The organism is Bacillus sp. Nf3 (genome assembly GCF_003028545.1).
GTDB lineage: Bacteria > Bacillota > Bacilli > Bacillales > Bacillaceae > Bacillus > Bacillus safensis.
This window is the reverse complement of the sequence record NZ_PYUA01000001.1, coordinates 672,973-697,713: the sequence shown is the minus strand read 5'-3', so window position 1 is coordinate 697,713 and position 24,741 is coordinate 672,973. Positions and strand designations below refer to the sequence as shown.

Annotated in this window: 21 protein-coding genes and 1 riboswitch; of the genes, 5 read left to right on the top strand and 16 right to left on the bottom strand. The window is 41.8% G+C overall.

Translation table 11 applies throughout. The annotated features are described in order from the left end of the window. Positions 1–53: 53 nt before the first annotated feature. From C9414_RS03450 to C9414_RS03405, 10 genes are all read right to left on the bottom strand, one after another. Positions 54–1,445: a glycoside hydrolase family 28 protein gene (locus tag C9414_RS03450; protein ID WP_107163070.1), complete on the bottom strand. Its 1,392-nt coding sequence runs from the start codon at positions 1,443–1,445 to the stop codon at positions 54–56. Positions 1,446–1,465: 20 nt separating this feature from the next. Next, entirely contained in the window at positions 1,466–2,959 is a 1,494-nt protein-coding gene (locus C9414_RS03445) for a UxaA family hydrolase (protein WP_047202405.1), read from the bottom strand. Then, positions 2,956–4,407 carry a tagaturonate reductase gene (locus C9414_RS03440; RefSeq protein ID WP_107163069.1) on the bottom strand — a complete coding sequence of 484 codons (1,452 nt, stop codon included), beginning with the start codon at positions 4,405–4,407 and terminating at the stop codon, positions 2,956–2,958. The genes C9414_RS03445 and C9414_RS03440 overlap by 4 nt, the downstream gene beginning before the upstream one ends. Before the next feature lie 58 nt (positions 4,408–4,465). Next, a complete protein-coding gene (locus C9414_RS03435; RefSeq protein ID WP_047202403.1) occupies positions 4,466–5,476 on the bottom strand; it encodes a LacI family DNA-binding transcriptional regulator in 1,011 nt (336 codons plus the stop codon). Between the two features lie 57 nt (positions 5,477–5,533). Continuing rightward, a complete protein-coding gene (gene uxaC / locus C9414_RS03430) occupies positions 5,534–6,970 on the bottom strand; it encodes a glucuronate isomerase (RefSeq protein ID WP_107163068.1) in 1,437 nt (478 codons plus the stop codon). Between the two features lie 135 nt (positions 6,971–7,105). Continuing rightward, positions 7,106–8,698: a HAMP domain-containing sensor histidine kinase gene (locus C9414_RS03425; protein ID WP_258182561.1), complete on the bottom strand. Its 1,593-nt coding sequence runs from the start codon at positions 8,696–8,698 to the stop codon at positions 7,106–7,108. A 165-nt stretch (positions 8,699–8,863) separates the two neighbouring features. Then, complete coding sequence (locus C9414_RS03420) at positions 8,864–9,586, bottom strand: response regulator transcription factor (protein WP_107163066.1); 723 nt, start codon at positions 9,584–9,586, stop codon at positions 8,864–8,866. 174 nt (positions 9,587–9,760) lie between these two features. Then, on the bottom strand, positions 9,761–10,576 hold the full coding sequence (locus C9414_RS03415; RefSeq protein WP_047202399.1) for an ABC transporter ATP-binding protein: 816 nt from the start codon (positions 10,574–10,576) through the stop codon (positions 9,761–9,763). Positions 10,577–10,596: 20 nt separating this feature from the next. Continuing rightward, positions 10,597–11,619, bottom strand: coding sequence for a FecCD family ABC transporter permease (locus C9414_RS03410; protein WP_047202398.1), 1,023 nt, complete (start codon positions 11,617–11,619; stop codon positions 10,597–10,599). Continuing rightward, a complete protein-coding gene (locus C9414_RS03405) occupies positions 11,620–12,672 on the bottom strand; it encodes a FecCD family ABC transporter permease (protein WP_107163065.1) in 1,053 nt (350 codons plus the stop codon). A gap of 259 nt (positions 12,673–12,931) precedes the next feature. On the opposite strand from C9414_RS03405, the gene C9414_RS03400 reads away from it, so the two are divergent. Further along, a complete protein-coding gene (locus tag C9414_RS03400; RefSeq protein ID WP_107163064.1) occupies positions 12,932–13,870 on the top strand; it encodes an iron-hydroxamate ABC transporter substrate-binding protein in 939 nt (312 codons plus the stop codon). Positions 13,871–13,905: 35 nt separating this feature from the next. On the opposite strand, the gene C9414_RS03395 is transcribed toward C9414_RS03400, so the two are convergent. From C9414_RS03395 to C9414_RS03380, 3 genes are all read right to left on the bottom strand, one after another. Then, entirely contained in the window at positions 13,906–15,312 is a 1,407-nt protein-coding gene (locus tag C9414_RS03395) for an amino acid permease (protein ID WP_047202396.1), read from the bottom strand. 191 nt (positions 15,313–15,503) lie between these two features. Then, positions 15,504–15,682, bottom strand: a riboswitch (Lysine riboswitch). Between the two features lie 121 nt (positions 15,683–15,803). After that, positions 15,804–15,947, bottom strand: coding sequence for a small acid-soluble spore protein SspJ (gene sspJ, locus C9414_RS03385; RefSeq protein WP_024423454.1), 144 nt, complete (start codon positions 15,945–15,947; stop codon positions 15,804–15,806). 81 nt (positions 15,948–16,028) lie between these two features. After that, entirely contained in the window at positions 16,029–16,457 is a 429-nt protein-coding gene (locus C9414_RS03380; RefSeq protein WP_047202395.1) for a MarR family winged helix-turn-helix transcriptional regulator, read from the bottom strand. A 171-nt stretch (positions 16,458–16,628) separates the two neighbouring features. Between C9414_RS03380 and C9414_RS03375 the strand changes: the two genes are divergently transcribed. The 4 genes from C9414_RS03375 to modB all read left to right on the top strand — a co-directional run bounded on the left by C9414_RS03375 (position 16,629) and on the right by modB (position 20,646). After that, positions 16,629–17,114 carry a metal-dependent hydrolase gene (locus C9414_RS03375; RefSeq protein WP_047202394.1) on the top strand — a complete coding sequence of 162 codons (486 nt, stop codon included), beginning with the start codon at positions 16,629–16,631 and terminating at the stop codon, positions 17,112–17,114. Between the two features lie 123 nt (positions 17,115–17,237). Next, positions 17,238–19,088, top strand: a complete 1,851-nt coding sequence (locus C9414_RS03370) for an LTA synthase family protein (protein ID WP_107163063.1) — start codon at positions 17,238–17,240, stop codon at positions 19,086–19,088. A 116-nt stretch (positions 19,089–19,204) separates the two neighbouring features. Further along, complete coding sequence (modA, locus tag C9414_RS03365; RefSeq protein WP_107163062.1) at positions 19,205–19,981, top strand: molybdate ABC transporter substrate-binding protein; 777 nt, start codon at positions 19,205–19,207, stop codon at positions 19,979–19,981. Next, positions 19,981–20,646: a molybdate ABC transporter permease subunit gene (modB, locus tag C9414_RS03360; protein ID WP_107163061.1), complete on the top strand. Its 666-nt coding sequence runs from the start codon at positions 19,981–19,983 to the stop codon at positions 20,644–20,646. The genes modA and modB overlap by 1 nt, the downstream gene beginning before the upstream one ends. A gap of 40 nt (positions 20,647–20,686) precedes the next feature. Here the strand turns inward: modB and C9414_RS03355 are convergent, their stop codons facing one another. From C9414_RS03355 to C9414_RS03345, 3 genes are all read right to left on the bottom strand, one after another. Then, complete coding sequence (locus C9414_RS03355; RefSeq protein ID WP_039181397.1) at positions 20,687–21,532, bottom strand: aldo/keto reductase; 846 nt, start codon at positions 21,530–21,532, stop codon at positions 20,687–20,689. A gap of 69 nt (positions 21,533–21,601) precedes the next feature. Beyond that, the gene (locus C9414_RS03350) at positions 21,602–22,471 is read right to left on the bottom strand and encodes an ROK family protein (protein WP_107163060.1); all 870 of its coding nucleotides are present in this window, start codon (positions 22,469–22,471) and stop codon (positions 21,602–21,604) included. A gap of 63 nt (positions 22,472–22,534) precedes the next feature. Further along, positions 22,535–24,550 (bottom strand): Na+/H+ antiporter, encoded by a 2,016-nt coding sequence (locus C9414_RS03345; protein WP_047202389.1) that lies wholly within the window; start codon positions 24,548–24,550, stop codon positions 22,535–22,537. Positions 24,551–24,741 lie beyond the last annotated feature (191 nt).

Genomic DNA, 24,741 nt, shown 5'->3' with positions numbered 1-24,741 from the left:
TTTCTGTTCATAAAACAAAAAAACAGCCTCTAAAAAGACTGTTTTTCACTCTTCTATTGATTGATTGGTTCTCCATTGATGACGACTTTCTGAAAAGCAGGAGAAACTGCATGCTCTAAAGATAAGGGGTACGCCACTTCATCTATGACACAATCTTTCATTTTAAAATGAGTAACAGGAGAATGTGCGTATGCGGCTATTTTCACACCATATCGTCCGCCGCTGCTTTTGAGTCCTTCTACTTCAATATGACGTACAACAGGACGATGCGGACCAGCATCTCCTTCCTCATACATCATGTCAATACAGATCACTTCATGCTTTAGACTTTTGACTGTATTGTTTTTAAAATAAATATGTTCAATCGTACCGCCTCTGACAGAGTTGGTTTTAATACGCAGTGCCCGGTCAAGGTTCGGACTGTCCATTACATTATTTTCTGCATAAACATACTTTACCCCGCCAGAAATCTCGCTCCCGATCGTCACACCGCCGTGTCCATCCCGCATCTCATTTCTACGAATGACGATGTTTTCAGATGGAACCCCTATTCTCCGTCCATCCTCGTTTCTGCCCGATTTGATGGCAATACAATCATCTCCGTTATCAAAGTAACAATCTTCAATGAGCACATTCCGGCAAGACTCCGGATTGACACCATCTGTGTTTGGTCCATGCCCAATGATTTTAACACCGCGGACGATGACGTTACTACTTAATACAGGATGAATTTGCCACATTGGTGAATCCTTCACTGTCACTCCTTCGATTAGAACTTGCTGACATTGGTATGGCTGAATAAAGCTCGATCTTAAATAATGGCCTTCTCCAAACACCCTTTCTTCTACCGGTATTCTCTTTTCCGCCATTTCAAACAAGAGCTGACGATCCCGATCCTGAGAGGGCTGGCCATTTGTCCCATACTTCCAAGGCCACCAATGATGCTCATCCCCTCTGCCATCAAGCGTTCCGGCTCCAGTAATAGCGATATTTTCTGCATGGTGTGCATAAATGAGAGGTGAATAATTATAAAGCTCAATCCCTTCATATCTTGTCAGTACAAGAGGCAGATAATCCTTTGGGTCTTGACTGAATGTCACATAGGCTTTCTCATGCAGATGAAGTTCTACATTGCTTTTCAATTCTAAAGCACCTGTCACAAACGTCCCTGCTGGGATCAGCACCCTTCCTCCTTTCAACCGATGTGCTTCATCGATGGCAGACTGAATGGCATTTGTAGATAACTCTTTCCCTTCCGCATCTGCTCCATAATGAACCACATTCAATTCACGATCTGGGAACTGCGGCGCTTTTATCTGCTTTAACACTTGATCGATCCCGTTTGCTTTTTTATCTTTCTTCCCTTGCTTTGCTAATCGAGCAATTCCGACTCCAGTTAGTACCGTTCCTGCTGTGATATACATCAAATCCCGCTTTTTAGACACTTTCTCATCCCCCAGTCGCCTTAAAGTGTGACACCTGTTTTGAAAATAGCCAGCTCTCTAAAATTGTTTTTCTCATGATTTAACAGCTTCCCACTCGCCACATCAATAACCGTTGAAATGAATTTTTCTAACACAACATCTTCCGGTACATCTTCAAGCAGTTCTCCGGCATTAAAGTCAATCCAGTGCTTTTTTGTTTCATATAAAGCTGTGTTGGTCGAGATCTTCATTGTTGGCACAAACGTACCAAATGGTGTCCCCCTGCCTGTTGTAAAAAGCACCATTTGACAACCGGAAGCAGCAAGAGCAGATGAAGCAACCAAATCATTACCAGGTGCACTTAATAAGTTCAATCCCTTTTGTTTCAGCAGCTCTCCATATTTCAATACATCTTTAATATCAGAAGTACCTGCTTTTTGTGTACAGCCAAGAGACTTATCCTCTAATGTCGAAATTCCACCAGCTTTATTTCCCGGGGAAGGATTTTCATATACCGGCTGTCGATGATCCAAAAAGTATTGTTTAAAGTCATTGATCATTTGCACAATATTGTCGAAAGTCGCTTCTGATGCTGCTCTCTCCATTAAAATCGTTTCAGCACCAAACATTTCGGGCACTTCTGTCAGCACCGTCGTTCCGCCTTGCGCGACAATAAAATCGGACAGTCTGCCTAAAAGCGGATTTGCAGTAATACCGGAAAATCCATCTGATCCTCCGCACTTCAAACCAATTTTCAGCTCAGATAACGGAATGTCTTCACGATGATCTTCTTTCGCCGCATCATAAATTTCCTTGAGTAAAGCCACTCCCGTCTCAATCTCATCTCCTACTTCTTGGCTTCTTAAAAATTTCACTCTCGTACGGTCATATTCACCTAATGTGGACTGAAAATCCTCAATATCATTGTTTTCACACCCAAGTCCAAGAACAAGTACTCCTCCAGCGTTAGGATGCTTCACCGCATTTTGTAAAATGGTTTTGGTATTTTCATGATCGTCCCCAAGCTGTGAACATCCATAATTGTGCTTTAATACGAGGGCTGTTTCAAAAGGATGGATGTTTCCACCCATTTCAGCGGTGAATATTTGGATCATTTGATCGGCGATGCCATTCACACATCCAACGGTAGGAACAATCCAAAGCTCATTGCGGATTCCGCTTTCGCCATTTTTTCGTTTATATCCTTTAAATGTAAGATTTGTTTTTTCATAGGGGTTTTCTGATAATGAAGGCTGGTATTCGTATTCTAGCTTGCCAGATAGATTGGTTTTAATATTATGCGTATGCACCCATTCTCCAGCAGAAATGGCAGTCACTGCATGACCAATGGGATAGCCATATTTGATAATATTCTCTCTTTGCTTGATATCAGCCAATGCAAACTTATGACCTTTGCCAACGGTCTCTTTTAAGATAATCGTATGTCCTTGATGCTGCAGCTCTTCCCCTTGTTCCAATCCTTTTAAAGCAATACCGACATTATCTGAAGGGTGGATTACAATAAAGTCTTTCATGCCTTCTCCCCCTGATTTTCATATTGATGACGCATCATTCGGTGAACAGCCGCTCTCATCCCGTACTTCTGTATGAGGGTAAGCTGATCAGCTACAGCTTGACTCAATCCTTTTACATCCGTTAAATCTCTGCCCCATAATGATTCGTATGAAAGGATACTCGCTGCAACCGCTTCATTGGAACGGTTTTCCCATGCGTCCTTCATGAGCGTGAGCACAGTTTCATCATCCTTTACCCTTCCTGCATATGCTCTGTAGAAATAAATGAGACTGCTAAGTGAAAACACAAGTTTCATTGGCAGCTGTTTCTTTTGCTCGACATAATCAAGCAATGACGGAAGATTACGGGTTCGGAATTTGGATACCCCATTCAGTGCAATATCCAGCAATTGATGCTTTACAAATGGATTGCAAAAACGATCCCAAACGGATTGTGTATAAAGAAGAAGCTCATCTTGAGGAAGTTCAAGTCCTGGAAGTACTTCCTCCTCCAGCATACGCCGGATGAACGGACCAACATGCTCATCATCCACAGCTTCTTTTACAGTTTCTATACCGCATGAGTAAGCAATCGGCACCATCGCTGTATGTGCACCATTTAAAATTCGTACCTTGCTCATACGATAAGGCGCAATATCCTCTACAAAAAGAACATTTAACCCTGCTTCTTGAAAGGGGAGCTCCTTTTGTACGAAGGCAGGTGCTTCAATGACAAAAAGATGATAATATTCTGCCGTGACAAGCAATTCGTCAATATACCCTTCTTCCTTTTCTACGATTTCAGCCGCTTCCTTAGAGAATCCAGGGACAATCCGGTCCACAAGCGTATTACAAAACGTGTTGGTCTCTTTTATCCATGTCATAAACGCAGGCGGCAATTCCCACTCAGCTGCCATACTGATCACATATTCCTTCAATCGATCACCATTTTGTTCAACCAATTCACAAGGTAGAATGATCAGACCTTTCCGCTCATCTCCAGCAAATGCTTTAAACCGGTGATACAAGAACGCTGTCAGCTTTCCTGGAAAACTGGCTTGCGGCCGATCCTCCAAACGGTCCTCCTTTTTGAGCACAAGTCCTGCCTCCGTCGTGTTTGAGAAGACAAAGCGGAGATCCGGGTTTTCTGCTACGTGTAAAAACTCCTCGTAATCCGTATACGTACTAATTCCTCTGCTAATCGATTGGATGATCATACGTTCATTCATTTCTTGCCGGTCATGATATCCCTGAATACATAATGTGTACAAGCCATCTTGTTCATTTAAGGCTGCCACTGATCCTTTTCGAGGAGGGACAACAACAGCTCTTCCTTTAAAATCTGTGCAGTCGTTCAGCTTCTGGATGTGCCAATTGATAAATCCTCGCATAAAATTTCCTTCGCCAATCTGCAAAATCGTTTCCGGATACTCAGGTGCCGGGTATATGGCTTTTGATAATCGTTTCAAATGGATTCCCCTCTCCAAGTAATATGCACACGTGAACATTTTTCTAAAAAGGTGCTGATTACTGCACCTTTTTAACTGAGTCTCTGATCATCAGCTCTGTGTGAACATACACTTTTTCCATATGATCTTCTTCCTGCTCTTCACCGTTTATTACTGAAAGAATGGCTTCTGCTCCAAGTGCACACATTTTTTCAATCGGCTTTTTCACCGTTGTCAATGCAGGTGTGGTATAGGATGAAAATGCAATATCATCAAAACCAATAATAGAAATATCATTTGGACACGTTTTGCCTTTTGCAAATAAAGCATTCATTGCACCGATCGCCATGTCATCATTTGAGCAAAAGAGCGCTGTTGGCGGTTCATCAAGGGCCAGCAGCGATTCCATTGATTCATAGCCGCTTTTCATGTGATAATCGCCTTTCATCATATATTCTTTCTTCATAGGTATTTGGTGATCAATTAACGCTTGCAGGAAACCAGCTTTTCTTTCTTGAGTTGATTTAAAGCCTTCTTTCCCTTCAATGATGGCGATTTGTTCATGACCTTGGTGAATGAAATGTTGTGCAGCCTGGTAAGCTCCTTGACTATCATCTGCTAATATATTCATGACTTCATGACTTTCTACACGGCGATTCAGCACAATGATGGGAATGCCCTGTTTCTTCACATGATGGATAAACGCCTCATCGTGCTCGCTTTGACTCATGAGCAAAATGCCATCATAGCGTTGTTTATGAATGGTTGTATAATCGTGAAAGTCATCAATTCCTCTTACAAAGAGATTATAATACTCTGTCATGACGCTATTGACACCTTTTAATGCATCCACAAAGAAGCTTGAAGATGTGCCCTCTGTTAAACTCGTAAAAAACAGACCGATTGTAAATGATTTTTGTGATACAAGGCCTCTCGCATGGACATTCGGTGAATAATTCAGCTGTTTTGCAATCGACAAAATCTTTTGTTTTGTCTTCTCTTTAATAAAAGGACTGTTATTCAAAGCCCTTGATACCGTGGTATGAGAGACGTTTGCTAATTTTGCTATGTCTTTAATTGTGACTGTCATGCTATTCCGCCTTTTATGATTTTTTACCATCTTATCATAAAACCGCTTTCATTTTCTTCATGTCATTTTGTTCGGATGCTGGAGCTGCTTCGCCCGGTCAAATTGGAAATACAGTCTGGCATTTTCATAGCCGATTCCTTTCACGATTCCCCCTAACAGATCAAGATCATATGGAACTTCCCCTTTTTCTACCCAATCTCCGATGATATCGCAAAGCAGTCTTCGAAAATATTCATGCCTTGTATACGACAAAAAGCTTCTTGAATCTGTCAGCATCCCAATGAAACGGCTGATCAGTCCAATACTGGATAGAGCCATCATCTGCTCTGTCATCCCTTGTTTCGTATCATTAAACCACCAAGCTGTACCGTGCTGAATCTTCCCAGGTGCCGTCCCGTCTTGAAAGCTTCCAGCCAATGTGGAAATCACAACATTATCCCTAGGATTCAAGGAATATAGAATGGTTTTTGGCAGTGCCTGTTCTTGTTGTAAACGATCCAATATTCGGCAAAGTGGCTTGGCAATGTCCTCATCATTCATCGCATCATACCCTGTATCTGGCCCAAGCCGCTCAAACATTTTCGTATTGTTGTTCCTAAGTGCATTGATATGAAGCTGCATCGCCCAGCCCCGCTCATAGTAAGCCTGACCAAGCTTAATGAATGTTTGTGTTTTAAATTTAATCTTCTCTTTTTCCGTCAATGCATGACCCGACATTTTTTTATGAAAGATGGCTTCCACTTCTTCTTCCGTCGTTTCTTCAAACGTCATTTCGTTAATGGCATGATCTGAGATCAGGCAGCCCTGTTCATGGAAAAAATCAATTCTTGCACGGAGTGCTGTTAAAAAGTCTTGATAGGATTGGATTGGAGTAGATGAAGCCTCTGCCAGTTCGTGAACATACGCTGTAAATAGGTGATTTGTTATATCAAGAGCCTTATCAGGCCGAAATCCGGGCAGTACTTGCACAGTGAATCCTTCTTCCCACAGTTTTTGATGATAGCAAAGCGAATCGACTGGATCATCTGTAGTCACGACTGTTTCAACGTTCGTTTTCACAATGAAGTCTCTCGCACCAAAACCCTCTCCTTGCAGCTTTTCATTTACTTTTTGCCAGATGATGTGTGCAGTTTTTTCGTTTAAAAGTTCCTCAACTCCAAAATATCGTCTCAGTTCTAAATGAGTCCAGTGATAGAGCGGGTTTCCAATGGTCATGGGAACGGTCTTCGCCCACGCCAGAAATTTCTCATAGTCTGAGGCATCCCCTGTGACGTGTGATTCTGGTATGCCGTTTGCTCTCATGGCACGCCATTTGTAATGATCTCCGTAAAGCCATGCTTCGGTGATATTATGGAAGGTTTTATTTTCATAGATTTCTTTGGGGCTTAAATGACAATGGTAATCTATAATTGGAAGGTCCTTAGCAAACTCATGATATAGCTTTTCCGCCGTTTGACTGTTGAGTAAAAACTGATCATCTAAAAAGGCTTTCATCAAACTCCCCCATCTCTCTTATAAATAAAAATGATTTGTTCACGTTAACAATTTTATTGTAATCGTTTACAAAATTGATTTCAATCCTAAAACAGGAAAAAACGATCTCCTTTAGAAAAGAAAATCGTTTTTTGGCTATTTTACAGGTGATGATTTTTTTAGGATAATCGCAATAGTTGTTCCAGAGCCTAGTTCACTTTCAACTTGAATATCACCGTCATGCAGCAAGACGAGCTCTTTTGCTATCGCAAGCCCGAGACCAGTTCCGTTCGTTGGATCATTTGTATTTGTCCCTCTGTAGTAGCGGTTAAATAGGTGATCCACCGTTTCCTGTGCCATTCCGCGGCCATTGTCTTTCATTTCGATCCGAACTTCTTCATCTGTTTCAGATAAAACAGCTGTAATATGAGTGCCTTTTTCGTTATGCTTCACTGCATTCGCCAGCAGGTTCTCAATCACTCGTCTGAACCAGGCTTTATCGATCTCAAATATGACACCATCAGTTTGATCTTCAAAGGAGGATGGATAATCCTCAGATGAGGAGCTTCTTGAGAACTCATCCATAATGGAAGCTAAAAATTCACTGAGTTCAACCGGCTTCCGATTAATAGGCAGGGCACCATTCTTCAATCGGTACGTGAGGTTTAAATCCTCAATCAGTGTCGACATGTATTCTGATTTCTCACGAATCACCTGTCCCATTTCTATGACTTCTTCCTTGGACCATTGATATTGATCGGATTCAAGCATGAGTCCATAGCCGTAAATCGTACTTAAAGGCGTTTTCAAATCATGAGACAATCCTGCAATCCATTCTTCCCTTGTGGTTTGAATTTTTCTTCGGTTTGATTCGTTCTCTTTTAACGTATGTGTGAGCTGATCCATTGTTTTTAGGATATCCTCAAATAAACGATATTCCCGCTTAATACGGCCTTTTTTATTTTTACTGACTGGAATTCCCTTTCTATTTGTTGGTTCCTGCAATTTATTTTTTGATAAGAAAATCAGCCAGCGAATAATATGATAAATTGGCAGCCCATAGCAATACGAGTACCATAATGTCATCACAATAATAATAGTGAGCGCAAGACCTGCAATTAAGATGGTTGTATATTGATTTAAAGCGTCTGTCTCCTTATCGTAAAGCTCGTCTGGGCTGTATACTTTATTTGGTACCGAAACGATAATATACAGGTTTTTATTCACCTTCATATAAGTGAGGTCACTTCTAAACTCCCAAGGCTTCGATTGATACTTGAGCAATTCAATATCTGTTACGTTATGCTTCAAACTTGTGTTGGTCCGAATGCCTTTTAAATATTTTCCTTCTTCATTGAACAGATGAACCGATCCGTTCATTCTCTTCAAGAATTCTTTCGTTTCAACCGAATATTGAGATAATGCAGCCAAATTTTTCTCGTGCTGCTTCAGATAATTGGCTACCTTTGTGCTGTTCGTTTTGAACCCATATAACACAATAAAGCTTTCTTGATCAATCTCAATTGGCCAGAAGTACATCTTGTAATCTTTAAATTCTCTTTTTTCAAAGATCTTAATCATTTCATCCTTTTGATAGGATGTTGGAATAGATTTAGGGCGGTGATAGCTATAAACGTTTTTCTTTTTTGAATCAATCACTTGCAGCCAGCCGTCTCGTTTTTGCACTGCTTGCTTGAGCTGATCGTCGGCTTCCATTTTTCCATCCTCGTTAAAATAAAGCCAGCTCATGAGTGTATCTCCATCAGCTTTAGTTAAACCAGTTTCAGCCATGTTCTCGTAGTATTTTTTTACATATAGATTATCAGAGAACGTATTTCCGATTATAAAAACAGCAATCACAATAAACATTTGTCCGACAAAGTGAAAGAAAAGTTTTGCTCGTAAATTCATAATTTATTGAAGGACCTTTGCAGGGTGTGGTATAAATTTATATCCCATACCACGGATCGTCACAATATATTCGGGCTGACTTGGATCTAACTCGATCTTTTCTCTCAGCTTTCGAATATGAACCATGACAGTGTTGTTATCACCATATGATGGGACGCCCCATACTTTCTCATAGATTTGATCTTTTGAAAGAACCACATTCGGATGATCACAAAAGTACTTCAGCAAAGAAAGAAGCTGAGCTGAGCATGCCGTCACCTCTCCTCTTACTTTCAATTCAGCTGCATGAGGATGATAGGAGAAATGGGCATAATGATATTGGCTTTGAGTGTCTTCTTGTTCCTCCTGTAAGGAGATATATGTTCGGTTTAGGTGAGCCTTAATTCTAGCCACTAGCTCAAGAGGATTAAATGGCTTCGTGATATAATCGTCTGCCCCCTGCGCAAAGCCCGTCAGTTTATCGACATCAGACGTTCTTGCAGTTAAATAAAAAATAGGCGCTTTCGTTACTTTTCTGATTTCAGGCAGAACGTCAAAGCCAGATTTACCGGGCATCATCACATCTAGAAGTAAGAGGTGGATGTCCTCCTTTTTGACAACATCTAATGCTTCATCTGCATGGTATGCTTTATAAATATGCTTGAATCCTTCTTTTTTTAATACGCGTTCAACCATTTTCACAATTGCTTCTTCGTCATCTGCAATCAATATTTTTGCTGTTTCCACGCATCTCTTTCCTTTCTAGCTATGATCTCTAACCGTATATTACCATTGTCTAAAGTAAAAAAGTACCTCTTTTCTGCATAAAAGCGAAAAAAATCAACTAGAGAAAATAGTAGCACTAGGAAGTTTCAAACACGCAAAAAAACCCGGCATCTGCACCGAGTTCCTTTACATCTATTATCCATTTACAGCTTCTAGCTTTCGTTCATGATTCATTAAATCATATGTTAAACAAATCGGCTTATTCGTTCTAGGATCAAGCACAATTTCTGCATCAATATGGAATACCTGACTGAGTACCTCTTTGGTCATGACCTCATGAGGCGTACCGTCTTTTATGACTTTCCCTTGATTGAGGGCAATCATGTACTGTGAAAAACGCGCCGCATGATTCAAATCATGGATGACCATCAACACAGTACGCCCCTGCTCTCTATTTAAGCGTTCTAAAAGCTGAAGAATCTCGAGCTGATGTGCAAGATCCAAATACGTCGTAGGTTCATCCAATAGGAGCAGCTCTGTTTCCTGGGCAAGTGCCATCGCAATCCATACACGCTGACGCTGCCCGCCTGAAAGTGCTTCAATTGGCCGATCATGAAAAGCGATCATTCCCGTTTCCTCAAGTGCCCATCTGATGATTCGTTTATCTTCATTTGATAAGCGGCCAAACCCATTTTGATGCGGGAAACGTCCATATGACACAAGCTCATACACTGTCAGTCCACTAGGTGCTTCGGGTGTTTGCGGTAAGATCGCCATTTGTTTTGAAATTTCTTTTGTCGGCGTCTCATGGATAGCCTGGCCATTTAAATAAACAGCTCCTCGATTGGCCTTCATAATACGAGACATCGTTTTTAAAATGGTTGATTTCCCGCAGCCATTCGGTCCAATCAGTGTTGTCACCTTGCCTTTTGGGATACTGACATTCAAATCTTCTACAATCAAACGGTCTTGATAACCGATACAAAGCTTTTCTGTTTCGAGCGATTTCATATGTTGTCTCTCCTTCCTCATTAGTTCGATTTCATCAATAAGTAAATGAAGTAAGGTGCGCCTAAAGCAGAAACGACAAGGCCAACTGGCACTTCTGATGGTGCAAGTATGACGCGGCCAAGTGTATCCGCCAATAATAATAACAGCGCCCCAATCAACGCGGAGGCCGGTATCATTCCTTGATGCTTTGGCCCAACAAGCTTTCTCGCCAAGTGCGGTGCGGCTAATCCTAGGAAAGAGATACTTCCTGCAACAGCAACACTCGCACCTGCTAATGCAACGGCAATCAGCATGAACAAGCTTCTTTCTTTATGAACTGAAATGCCTAATCCATAGGACAGCTGATCACCCAAATTCATGATATTTAAATAGCGTGATCTGACAATCGCGAATATAAGGAAAATCACCATCCATGGCAGAACAGACAGGACATACGTCCAGCTTGAGCCATAAATACTTCCAGATAACCACACGATGGCTTGGTTAAAATCATTTGGGCTCATTTTCAATTGAATGACCACAATCGCTGCTGAAAACGCAGCATTAACACCAATACCAGTTAAAATCAATCGGACAGGTGTGATGCCTTTTTTCCACGCTAACACATAGATGAGAAATGCAGCAAAGCCTGCACCTACGAACGCGAAAAGCGGCAGTACAAAAATCGAGAAATCACCTAAATTCGCCATCGTGCCTTGAAATGCAAAGATAAATAGCACAACGGCAAAGCCAGCGCCGGCATTGACCCCGAGAATACCTGGGTCAGCTAAACCATTTTGCGAAACACCTTGCCAAATCGCTCCTGATACAGCGATAGAAGCACCGACAAGTAAAGCGATGACCATTCTTGGAAGTCGGAATTCGAATAATACGAGCTCATCCATTTCACTTCCGAATCCAAAAAGTGTTTTCAATGTATCCATCGGAGAGATCCGAATTTCTCCGGTATTTAAACTAATAAGGAACACAGCTACGATCGCGAAAAAGATCATGAGCATCGTTCGTTGATATTTCTTTTTCTTTGCTTGCTGCACCATTTCCATTTAAATTCCGCTCCTTTCACGTCTAGCTAAATATAAGAAGAAAGGAACGCCTATAATCGCCGTAATGGCACCGACTGGCGTTTCAAACGGAGCGTTGACCAGCCTCGCAGCAATGTCCGCATAAATTAACAAAGTGGCCCCTAAAATAGCGGAGCATGGGATAATCCAGCGATAGTCCACTCCGACCAAGAATCGAGTGACATGAGGGATCACAAGCCCGATAAAACCAATAGAGCCTGCTACCGACACGGCAGCACCCGTTAAAAGAATAACAACCAATACGCCAAGCACCTTGACCGTTTTCGTATACTGTCCAAGTCCTTTCGCCAATTCTTCACCTAAGCTCAGAACCGTGATCGAACGGGCAAGGATCATTGCAATGATTAGTCCTGCAATGGCAACTGGAATGATGATATGAATGTTGCTCCAATTCACACCTGCCACTCCGCCAGCATACCAAAAGCTCATATCTTGAGCGACGTCAAAACGAATGGCAATGGCTGAAGAAATTGAGCTCAAAAGTGCTCCAACCGCTGTACCAGCTAGTGCAAGTTTAACCGGAGTCAGTCCCCCTTTTGACATAGTACCGACACCAAATACAATAGAGGCACCGAGTGCGGCTCCAACAAATGACCAAAGAATTAATGTGAAAGAAGATTGGCCAGGGAAAAATGCTAATGCAATGGCAATCGCAAAAGCGGAGCCATTTGTCACACCCATAATCTCCGGTGACGCCAGCGCATTTCTTGTCATTCCTTGCATAATGGCACCTGATACGGCTAAAAAGGCACCGACGAGCGCGGCTCCAACTGTGCGCGGCAGCCTCAATTCCCGAATGATTTGATGTGAAGTTTCTTGTGGATCAAAATGAAAAACGGCTTCCCATACAGTCTGTAGATGAATGTTTGCCGCTCCTAATGATACCGATAAAAAAAGACCAAATGCTAAAGCGATGATTCCTATGATGATAACAGCTGCTGTTCCAAAAGGCTTCGTGACAATATCGATCGTATCATCGCTGGCTGGCAGCTGTTTATTCGATTGTGAGCCCAAAACCAGTCTCTTCCTTTCCGTTCATGTTTATTCTTTATTAGTGATAATGATTATCAATCTCGAAGTCTAGTATATCACTTTCTTTTCTTTTTGAAATCATTGTTCTGATAAATTTCTTTATTTTCATCAAAAAACTGTGAGAATTTCATCATTTTTCTTTAGGCCTAAATTAGCCAATGCATTTTTGTTCCTATCATGTTACGATAAAAAATGAAATTGAGAATCATTATCAAGGAAAAATGAATAGGAGAGAACTTTTGTGAAAAAACGAACTGGATTTCTTTTGATTTCTTTATCGATTCTTATGATCTTTACAGCCGCTTGCGGCAGCACTTCAAATAAACAATCTGCAGCGAAAAAGAATGACATGATGACATATCAGGATGCAAAAGGTGAAGTGAAGCTTCCGAAAAATCCGAAACGAATAGTGCTTCTTGCAGAAAGCTATTACGGGGACCTCGTCACACTCGGCAAAACGCCAGTTGCTACAACATCACCCATCTTTAAAAACCCTTTTTATAAAGGGAAAACAGATGGAGTGGAAAATCTCGGAAGGACCCCATCGGTCGAAAAGGTAGCCGCTTCGAAGCCAGATATGATTATTGCTTGGGGGGAAGATGAGAAGTTTGATCAATACAAAAAAATCGCCCCAACTGTAGCGGTAAAATACAATCAATATTCTTTCAAAGACCAGCTAAAAGAATTCGGTAAAATGACAGGCACACCAAAAAAAGCAACAGAATGGATCACAAAATGGGATACCAAAATTGCTGAGGTGAAACCAAAGGTAACCAAAGCTGTCGGCAGCAAAACGGTCTCGATCGTATCGCCATTTGATAAAGGCATTTATATCTTCGGAAACACCTTTGCCCGCGGGGGCGAAATCATTTATGACGAACTGAAATTAAAAGCACCGAAGGCGGTTAAAAAAGAAGCGATCGACAGCGGCGTCGGCTATGCGAATATTTCTCTTGAGAAGCTGCCAGAATTCGCAGGCGACTATATTTTCACAGGTCCATGGAGCGGCTCAAAAAGTAAAGGTGAACAAGTGTATCAAAGCAGCATTTGGACATCACTTCCTGCCGTCAAAAATAAACATGTATTCGAAATAGATCCAGTCGGTTTCTTCTTTAATGACCCAGTGTCACTAGAAGGTCAGCTAGAATTTATTGTGGACCGATTGACATCTGCATCATAAAAAAACGTTTCTCCAGAAATGGAGAAACGTCTTTCTTATACCGTTCCTTTGGCAAATCCTTTTGACATGAATGGATAAAGCAAAATACCTACTAAGAATAGACCAATTCCAAGACCAAAGGTTTTCAAGTCGGCTGTTCCTGAAATAATGACCCAAGCTGAATACCCCATCGCAACCAGTGCAATGATGCCGTCTCTTGTTCGATTTCCTTTTTGAAGCTCATACGTGTCACCTTGCATAATGACCTTAAAGCTGTAGATGGAAGACACAATATACGGAATAAGATACGCAAGTGTCGCTGATGTAGTTAAAAAGGTAAAAGCTTCATTAATCGTACGTGACATCACAGAGAAGATAAACAGCTGTGACATAATATTTGTAACAGTCAAAGCGAAAGCAGGGCTTCCTTTTTTGTTTGTTTTTGCAAATACTGCTGGAAAATCACCAGCCTTTGCTGCTTGATACGGCACTTCTGAACCAAGTAAAATCCACCCAAGCATCGAACCAAACAAGCAAATAATCGCCAGCAGAGCCATGACAATTCCGCCAGCTGGCCCAATAATAAGCTGAAGCACGTCTACGAATGGTTTGTCAGAGCCTTGCAATTGATCGTGCGGCAAAACGCCCATTGTAATCAACGTGATAATCATGTAGATCGAAAGTGCGATTAAAAGACCTGTAATCGTCGCACGCTTCACATCACGCTGTGAGGATGCTCTTCCTGATAAAATGACAGCTGATTCAATTCCAATAAATGCCCATAGTGTGGAAATAGCCGCATGATGAATTTGACCTCCAAGGCCAAGCACTCCTTCGCTGCCTGTTTCAACCGGGAAGTAGTAATGTTCAAATAATGCCGTTTGAAATGCAAATAATCCCGCAACAATAAAAAGGACAAATCCAAGCACCTTTGAAAAGGTCGTAATAAAATTCAATTTACTAGCAGCACTTAAGCTTGTAATTAAAATGGTATGTGTTCCCCATAGAAGAAGGGTACATACGATAAACGTCATGAGCTGACCAAGCGTGACCGATTCTTTTCCAAAGGTAAAAACTTCAGTCTTCACGGTGAGAATCGGGAAAAAAGTCGTTAAATAACCAGCAAGACTTGTAATAATTGCGACATTACTAATCCAGCTTGCCACCCAATATCCCCAAACCATTGTAAATCCAGCCGCTTTCCCTTTTTTCGGATCTTTAAAAAGCGCCCTTGCATAACTTTGTGGTCCAGCCGTCAGCTGCGGCTTATGAATGGACAAATGCCCAAATACAAGCGCAATCATAAGCACACCGCCGCCTGTGACAAGCCATGCCATCGTCACACCTAAAGGACTTGCGTGCTGGGCAAGCGTACTTGGCAGCATAAAGATGCCTGAACCTACCATATTTCCGACGACAAAAGCCGTCAATAACCAAAAACCCCATTTTTTTGTCTGTTCCATTTCCGTACCTCCGTTTTATTCACTTTGGACCAGACCCGGCAGTATCTTCATTGATATATTTGTGAAGCAATGACTTGCATTCTTTATGTTCATAATGAATTGCTTTTTAACAGCATACCCTTATTTTTGTGACTCAGAACATAAAAAAAAGCCTGAACAAAAGTCCATGCTTTTCAAAACATACACCTTGATCTCCGGATAGCCCTCCACGCTTCAAAGACGTGGCAGTCCTGCATTTATTCAATGCAGACCCAGCATAAAGAAAGTTGGAGCTCTCTCTACACTTCGGCGCTGATGCCTTTTTTCTCATGATCTTCGATTCCATCTCTCCCATGAGTGACTCATCATCCGCGCAACCTCTACCTCACTGAGACATAGCGTGAGGATTTCTATTCATTTTTACTACACGAAGGTTATCAAACATTCTCACATCTGTCAAAGGGAAAAACATAGAAAAAAGGCAGAGATTCTTTTCTCTGCCCTTTACCTGCTTATTGTTGGTTATTTTTCTTCTTTTGTACAGCTTCCTGAAGCGGATCGCCTGCTAGCTCTTTACTTGCTTCCTCTAACAGCTGATCTACCTGCTGATGGTTTTTCTCACTTTTCGCTTTTTTATCCTTTTGGAAAAATGACATCGCTGTTTCCTCCCTTTTCATAAAATGCGGTTGCCTGTTTAATTTGTGCTACAGCGCTCAGCATTATACAAGGGAAGAGGCTCAATCATCATGAAAGGTCTGTCTCATTTTTTGCAAGTACGTCAGAAAGGTTTTTAAATCATCCTTTGTGAAGTCTGACATCATATGCTGAATCACCTTTCCGAAAAGACGTGTATGCTTTTCATAAATGGCCATCCCTTTTTCCGTGACTTCTAAACGGACAAGTGACGAATCGTCCTTGTCCCGTTCTCTTTGAATATAACCCTGCTCACATAATTTATTGAGTGCAATAGAGGCTGCACCAGGGTTTAAAGAGAGTCTTTGCTTCAGCTCTTCGGCATGTGATACTTTGCCTTGTATCAAAATAGAAAGAGCATATATCTGTGGGGGCGTGATGTCTTTCTCTAACTCAAGTAACTTGCGGTTTAATTTACGGCTGACTTCATAATGTACAAGAACAATTTCTTTTAAAATGTCTGCATTACCCATCCGAATCGCATCCTTATCGTTAGTATCAACATGACTTCCTCCTTATTATAGAATGTTTTTCCATTCAGCCAACCTTTTTGGCCTCTTTTTCTTTAGAAATAAGCCTTGCTGAATGAATCGACCCTTGATATAGTGAATACTTGAACTAAAGATAGAACAGGAGTACGCATCATGACAGGAAAAACACACATCATGGGCGGAATTGCCGCCTCCACAGCCGTTGCCTACTACTATGGATTCGACCCAGTGACGATGGCTGCTGCTGGATCAGCAGGTGCTCTGATCCCTGATCTTTGCCATACAAAAAGTAAAATCGGCAGAAAATTCCCGCTGCTCTCGACACTGATCAGCAGTGTGTTCGGTCATCGCACGTTTACACACAGTTTATTATTTTTGCTGATCATTTATTTTCTAGCAACAACATACATTCCAAATGACAGCCTAAGTATCGGTTTACTAGTCGGGATGGCAAGCCATCTCATTCTGGATGCAGGAACAGTGAATGGGATTAAATTTTTATTTCCGGCTTCCATTAAAGTGCGTCTTCCCTTCTATGTCAAAACAGGCAGCACAGGAGAACAAGTCGTACTAGCTGCTCTCACCGTTGTTACCTGCTATTACATCGCTGTCCTCTGCGGCATCTCCATCCCATTCTAATGAATCAAAAAGAGTTTTCCGAAAAACACAGGATATGAATTGATCATTCCTCATTTTTTTAGTAGGTTTAAGATAAGTGTTTTTGCCTTGCAGCTGAATACAGAATGGTGAGGAGCTACATAAATGAAAGCGTTTTTCAAAATTCACTGGTTTTTAGTGTACTCCATCCTCTTCATGTGGATGAAAACATACATCATTTATCAATTCGGATTTCACATACGAACGGCCAATCTGTTTCATGAATGGCTGCTTTTGATCAATCCACTTAGCTTTTTGCTCCCTTTGTTTGGGATTGCTCTTTTTTTAAATGAAACGAAGCAAAAGGTATTTTTATTAACCGCAAATTTGATTTTGACGGCCATTCTCATATCGAATACGATCTTTTATGGATTTTATATTGATTTCATTACGATCCCTGTATTATTCCAAGCGAAAAACATGGGAGATATGGGCAGCAGTATGACAGAATTGTTCCACCCGCTGTTTTTGCTGATGCTCATTGATTTCGTGGTTCTGGCGTGGCTGTTAAAGCGCAAACCTTTAGCACCAAAAGCATCTTTCAAGACGATCAAAACATATTATGCGGTGTGCTGCAGCTTTCTAGTGTTTCATGTCAGCACAGCCATGATGGATCACCCTCGCTTTCTGACAAGCTCTTATGATCGAGAAGTGATCGTACGAAATCTTGGGCTGTTTCAGTTCCATCTGTATGACGGCGCTGCCCAAACGGCGCGTATTGGACAAAAGGCCTTTGCAGATGAAGATACACTTTCAACCGTAGCAAACTACACAAAGGCTGATTACAGTGCACCAAACGAAGAGTACTTTGGACTTGCTAAAGGCAGGAACGTTGTGTTCATTTCACTCGAATCAACACAGCAATTTGTCGTTGATCAAAAGGTGAATGGACAATACATCACCCCCTTTTTAAATCAACTTGCTAAAAAGAGTTTTTATTTTGATGAATTTTATCAGCAGACTGAGCAAGGAAAGACATCGGATTCAGAGTTTATTGTCGCAAATTCCCTCTACCCATCTAGCAGCGGCGCTGTCTTTTTCACAGCGAGTGACAACGAATACGACACGTTATACAAGCAGTTGAAAAAAGAAAACTATCAATCCGTCCAATTTCATGCGAATAATAAAACGTTTTGGAATCGTGATGTGATGTATGAATCGTTTGGGATTGACCGTTTTTATGATGTCGATTCGTATCAGGTCAATGAACAGAATTCAACTGGCTGGGGCTTAAAGGATATTGACTTCTTTGACCAATCCATTGATTATTTAAAAAAGTTGAAGGCGCCTTATTACAGCACGTTTATTACCTTGACCAATCACTTTCCATTTGAAATCGATCCAAAGGATCAATTGATTGATGAATATGATTCGTCCAGCGCGATTTTAAACCGCTATGTGACGACCGTCCGCTATCAGGATGAAGCCATTAAGACATTTTTTGACCGCATGAAAGAAGAAGGACTGTATGACAATACGATGTTTGTCCTCATGGGGGATCACTATGGTATCTCCGAGGCACACCATCAGGCAATGGCAGAGCTGCTTAAAAAAGATGAAATCACACCGTTTGATGCTGTGAAATTGCAGCGGGTGCCCTTTTTAATTTACATTCCGGGGGTCACAGATCAAGCACCGCAGACAATTTCTGAAACAGCTGGGCAAATCGACGTGAAGCCGACACTCCTGCACTTACTCGGTATTGAAACGAAGGATGCCATTCAATTTGGCAATGACTTATTTTCAAACGAACGGACGCCTTTTGCTGTTTTGAGAAACGGGAACTTTATTACAGATGATTATCTCTATACAAAGAACACCTGCTATGATCAAAAAACAAAAGAACCTGTTGAACAGGATGAGCTGTGTCAGCCTTATATTGAAAAAGCCAATAAAGAGCTTTCCTTATCAGACAAAGTGATCAATGGGAATTTGCTGCGTTTTTATCAGCATTAAAAAGTCGCCATCTGGCGGCTTTTTCTTTTCTCTTTTTACTGAAAACCTATGAATGGTCAAATAAGTTTGCTTATAATAAAGGATACATATGATATTGAATAATAAGAGGTGTGAACATGAAGTATGCGTTCTTCCCCTTCATCGCCATCTGCTTGCTCCTGAGCGGGTGTCAAACAGAGATGAAGTCATCGGATACAAGCAAAAAAACAGAGCTTGTCATTTCAGCAGCGGCAAGTCTTCAGGATGCACTAAAGGAAATTGAATCCGCCTTTAATGATGAGCATCCGAATGTGACATTAACAAATAATTTCGGGTCATCCGGCGCATTGAAGCAACAAATTGCGCAAGGGGCAAAAGCAGATCTCTTTTTCTCAGCAGCTGAAGCGCCCTTTGATGAGCTTGTGCAATCTGGAGATATCGATCAACATTTTATCAAGGATGCCATCCAAAATGAGCTTGTACTCATTGTGCCAAATGATCATTCTTCCTCTATTAAAAGCTTTCAAGACGCCCAGCACATAAAAGGGAAGATTGCTCTTGGCACACCAGAATCCGTTCCTGCTGGTACATACGGCAAAGAGATTTTCACAAAGCTGAACATCTGGGATCAAGTGAAAAAGAACGCTGTATACGGCAAGGATGTGCGGCAAGTTTTAAGCTACGTAGAAACAGGAAATGTGGAAGCTGGTGTTGTGTATAAGACAGATGCCCTCGTTTCCAAAAAAGTAAAGATTGCGGCTGAAGCCAATCAGGACATGCACTCCCCGATCATTTACCCAGTTGGAATCGTCAAAGGGACAGAACATGTAGAGGAAGCCAAGTCCTTTTTTCAATTTCTTCAATCAGAAACAGCCAAATCAATTTTTAAAAAGTACGGCTTTCAAGTGAATTAATGCCTATGATGACTGAAGAATTTCTATCTCCTATTTGGCTGTCCGTTCAGGTTGCTTTTGTGAGCGGGCTGCTTGCCACTGTTTTTGGCACAACGATTGGCTTTTGGATGGCACGAAGCTCGTTTAAAAGAAAAATGATTGTGGAAACGCTGTTGATGCTTCCGCTTGTCCTCCCACCAACGGTTGTAGGTTTTTTATTGCTCGTCATATTCGGAAGGCATAGCATGATCGGGAGCGCCATTGAATGGATCTTCCACCAGCCAGTCATTTTCACGTGGTGGGCGGCGGTCATTGCATCGACGGTTGTAGCATTCCCGCTTATGTATCAATCAGCAAAAGCCGGATTTTCAACCATTGAATCAGATATTGAAGGCGCTGCAAAAGTAGATGGTGCTCATTCATTTCAAGTCTTTGCCTATATTACAGTACCACTTGCCCTGCCTTCCCTTCTATCAGGCAGTGTCCTCAGTTTTGCCAGAGCACTTGGTGAATTCGGGGCAACCCTAATGTTTGCCGGCAACATCCCAGGAAAAACGCAAACACTCCCAACCGCTATCTATGTGGCGATTGATTCCGGACGAATGGAGCTTGCTTGGGCGTGGACAATTTGTATTGTGATTCTATCTTTTATCATGCTGTTGGCTGTACGCCGAAGCAGTACGTAAAAAATCCCCTTTCTCACATGAGAAAGAGGATTTTTTTAATTTATTCAAACCCAACCGTCATCGTCTCTGGATTCGAGCCGACGCGTTCGTTATTGTTTAATGCATCGATTTTTTCCATGTCTTCTTTAGAAAGCTCGAAGTCAAAGATGTCTGCATTTTGTTTAATACGTTCTTCATTGATTGATTTAGGAATTGTCACGACACCGCTTTGTAGATCCCAGCGCAAGATGACTTGAGCAACAGATTTGTTGTAGCGTGCAGCAATGTCTTTCAAAACGTCATGATCTAATAGCTTCCCTTGCATCAGCGGAGACCATGCTTCAATTTGAATGCCTTTTTCCTTTGCATATTGACGCAGTTCAACAAGTGTCAGTTTCGGGTGAAACTCCACTTGGTTCACAGCTGGAACAACCTCAGCATCTTTTAACAGCTCTTCTAAATGCTGAATATAGAAGTTGCTGACTCCAATGGCTCTGACTTTCCCGTCTTTATAAAGCTTCTCAAGTGCACGCCAAGTGTCTTTAAATGTATCTGCATTTGGTCCAGGCCAATGAATCAAATAGAGGTCTAAGTAATCAAGACCTAATCGGTTTAAGCTTGCGTCAAACGCCTCAAGCGCTTTATCATAGCCTTGATCTGTGTTCCATACTTTAGACGTAATAAATAAATCTTCTCGTTTCACACCAGATTCTTTAATCGCTTTTCCTACGCCTGTCTCATTTTTATAAACAGCTGCCGTATCAATGCTGCGATATCCGTTCCGTATGGCTGCTTTTACGGCATCTACCACTTGATTGCCGTCCTCCACTTTGAATACACCTAAACCAAACCAAGGCATTTCTACTCCGTTATTCAGTGTTACGGTATCATTCAAGCTTTTGACCATTTTAACAACCACCTTTTTCATAGATTCCATCTTTTTCATTATCTCACGTTGTCCTTCAAAACTCTATTATCAGGCGTTTCTCTTCGCTTCGATGGCTAAGAGCAGCGCACCAGTCATGCCAGCCTTGTCCTCAAGTCTAGGGGAGACAATGTATGTATCAAGCGGCGGCAGGTCTACATAATCATTGACATAAACAGCTAGCTTCTCTCGAATGAGTGGGAATAGCTGCTTTTGCTTCATGACGCCTCCGCCCATGATGATGCGCTCTGGGCTTAAAATGAGCGAGTATTGCATAAGCGCCTGCGCTAAATAATCCGCTTCAAGTGCCCAAACCGCTTCATCCTGCGTCAGCTCTTTGGCAGGTTTCCCCCACCTTTTCTCAATCGCTGGTCCAGCTGCCAGTCCTTCTAAGCAATTTCCATGTGTCGGGCAGACACCTGCAAATGGGTCAGATTCATGCTGCCTGACAAGGATATGCCCCATCTCAGGATGTGAATGACCGTGTAGAAGCTCATTTTTCACAACAGCCCCCGCACCAATGCCTGTACCGACCGTGATATACAAACAGCTGCTTAGCCCTTTGGCTGCCCCTTTTGTTAATTCACCTAGTGCTGCGGCATTGACATCGGTTGTAAAAGATACGGGGACACCTAATTGCTTCTCAAGCTCAGGAATGAACGGGTATTGCTTCCACTCCACTTTCGGTGTGTTCATGATATAACCGTATGAAGGATCGTCCTTTTGTACACAAATGGGTCCAAAGGAGCCAACCCCTAATGCTGCAATGTCATGCTGCTTGAAAAATGGAATGAGCTTTTGTATTGTTTGATCCGGGTGCTCTGTCGGAATCGTCATTTCCTCTAAGATGTCTCCATGCTCATTACCGATTGCACAACAAAATTTTGTACCCCCAGCTTCAATTGCTCCATAATAAGCCATCATTGATCTCCCCCTGCTCGTTCTCTTTCTTCATCATAAAACATGGGGGAGAAGATGACAACATCACGTATTAGTGAGCAGAACAGCTTCCATGTCATTGATATACTCTCTTAAATGATGGGCAATATCACGGTTGATCTCACCATCTTCATATAAGGTTTGTATTTCATTTCGAATCGTCTGTACAGCTTGGAAGTTCAGCTCTTTTTTCTTCCGGTCAAATGAACGGTCTTTTTGCTGGAAGAAGCTTGGACCGTGTTCACAGCGGTAAATCACTTGGTTGTAAAAACCAATAACTTGGTGGCACGTTTGCTGGTTTTCATCTGTCATATGCTGTTTGATCGAGTCTACCGCAGCCTCAGCCGTTTTCTTACGGATTTGTTTGTACGAGTCCTCTTTTTCTAAAATACCGTTTGAAATGTGCTGATTCGGCCGCCATAATTGCAGCCATTGAAGCAAGCGGAGAAACTTCACCTTTGAAAAACGAATTTTGAATGAGTTTGAGTACAGCATTTCCAGCTCATGAAATCTCTCTTGCAGCTCATAAGCTTCTTCCTTATCAATTTTCTCATCATCAATTAATTGTTGAAGTTTCATCTGTTCTGCTTTGATGCCATGCAGTCTGATTTTTCGCTCTTGTCTTCTCATCCCGAATTGGTACGGCTCACGCTGGATATTTCTCAGCTTTATTCGGTAATCATTGATGAGTGCAAGGGATACTTCTCTGTTGTCCTCATTCATACCTTCTTTTAAGGTTTTAATGGCACTTCTCAGCAGCTTCCGTTTCGCATGCTGAATCTTTGTATCCAAGTCCACGTCGACTTGCTTGTCTTTTTTCTCAGATAAAAGAGGCAGTAACACACTAGCTAAAATGAGTGTACATAAAATCACGCCTGCTGCGAGGAAAATAATCAAGTGCCGCTCAGGAAATGGCGATCCGTCCGCAAGCGTAAATGGTATTGAAAAGGCACCTGCTAATGTGACAGCACCACGAACACCAGAGAATGTCATCAGCATCGAAGCCCGCAGCTTCGGTTTTTTCACATTCTGCTTTTTCGTTACACTCCAGTTACCTGCCCAGAACAGCCATACCCATAAGAACCGCAGCACCATGAGACATAGCGTAATAATTAAGATATAGCCAATGACCTGCATATTATTAAATGCTTCATCCTGGAAAATGACTGTGGATACATCAGGAATCTGCAATCCAAGTAAAACGAAAACAAGTCCGTTTAAAATAAATAAAATAATATTCCATGTGTTTGATGAAGCAATTTGCAGTTTGGCTAAATTCGCTTCCATTCGATCTTGCTCAATGGCATGTGTCACACCGCCAGCCACAACCGCTAAAATCCCAGATACACCGATTTCTTCCGCTGCTAAATAAATCACAAATGGTGTAAGGATTTGCAGGATGATGTGCATCGTGACATCGTCCATTCCTAAACGGCGGAGAAAATAGCGAAAACGAATGATAAAAAAGGATAGAATAAATCCAGTCAATAAACCACCTGCGGCAATGAGTACAAAGCTAAAGGATGCCTCAGCAATTGAAAAGGCTCCCGTCACTGTTGCGGCAATGGCAAATTTAAAGGCGACAAGTCCTGATGCATCGTTCATCAGCCCTTCGCCTTCCAGCAGTCTCATGATGCCCTTTGGCATATTCACACGGCTGGATAAAGCACTTACTGCCACCACATCTGTCGGTGATAAAATCGCTGCAAGCGCAAATGCGGCTGGAAGCGGTATGCTTGGAATCATCCAATGAATGGTATATCCCGCTACAATCACGGTCGCAAACACTAAACCAAGTGCTAAAAGAAGAATAGGTGCTCTTAATTTCCATAGCTCGTCCCTTGGGGTACGCTTCCCGTCATTAAATAACAGCGGCGCAATAAATAGAACGAAGAAGAGTTCAGGATTTAAAGAAATATGTAAACCTGAAGGAAAGGCTGCCACCAATATTCCTAAGCCCACTTGAATTAACGGAACTGGAATAAAGGGGACAAAACGATTGATAATATTAGATGCTGCAATGAGTGCCAGTAGTACGAGCACTGCTAAAAAAATCTCCACTAGTACATGTCCCTCCTATGTATATTTTTCGTCAAGTTTTGCTTACATGCAAAGATGTGTTCATTTTATCCATCCGTCCGATCAGAAGTGCTTCTTTAGTATTCCGCAAAAAGTGAAACCAACACATAACAATCCATCTAGGCAAAAAAAGGCTGAATCCAGATATTCAGCCTGCTGACAAAATTTTCATC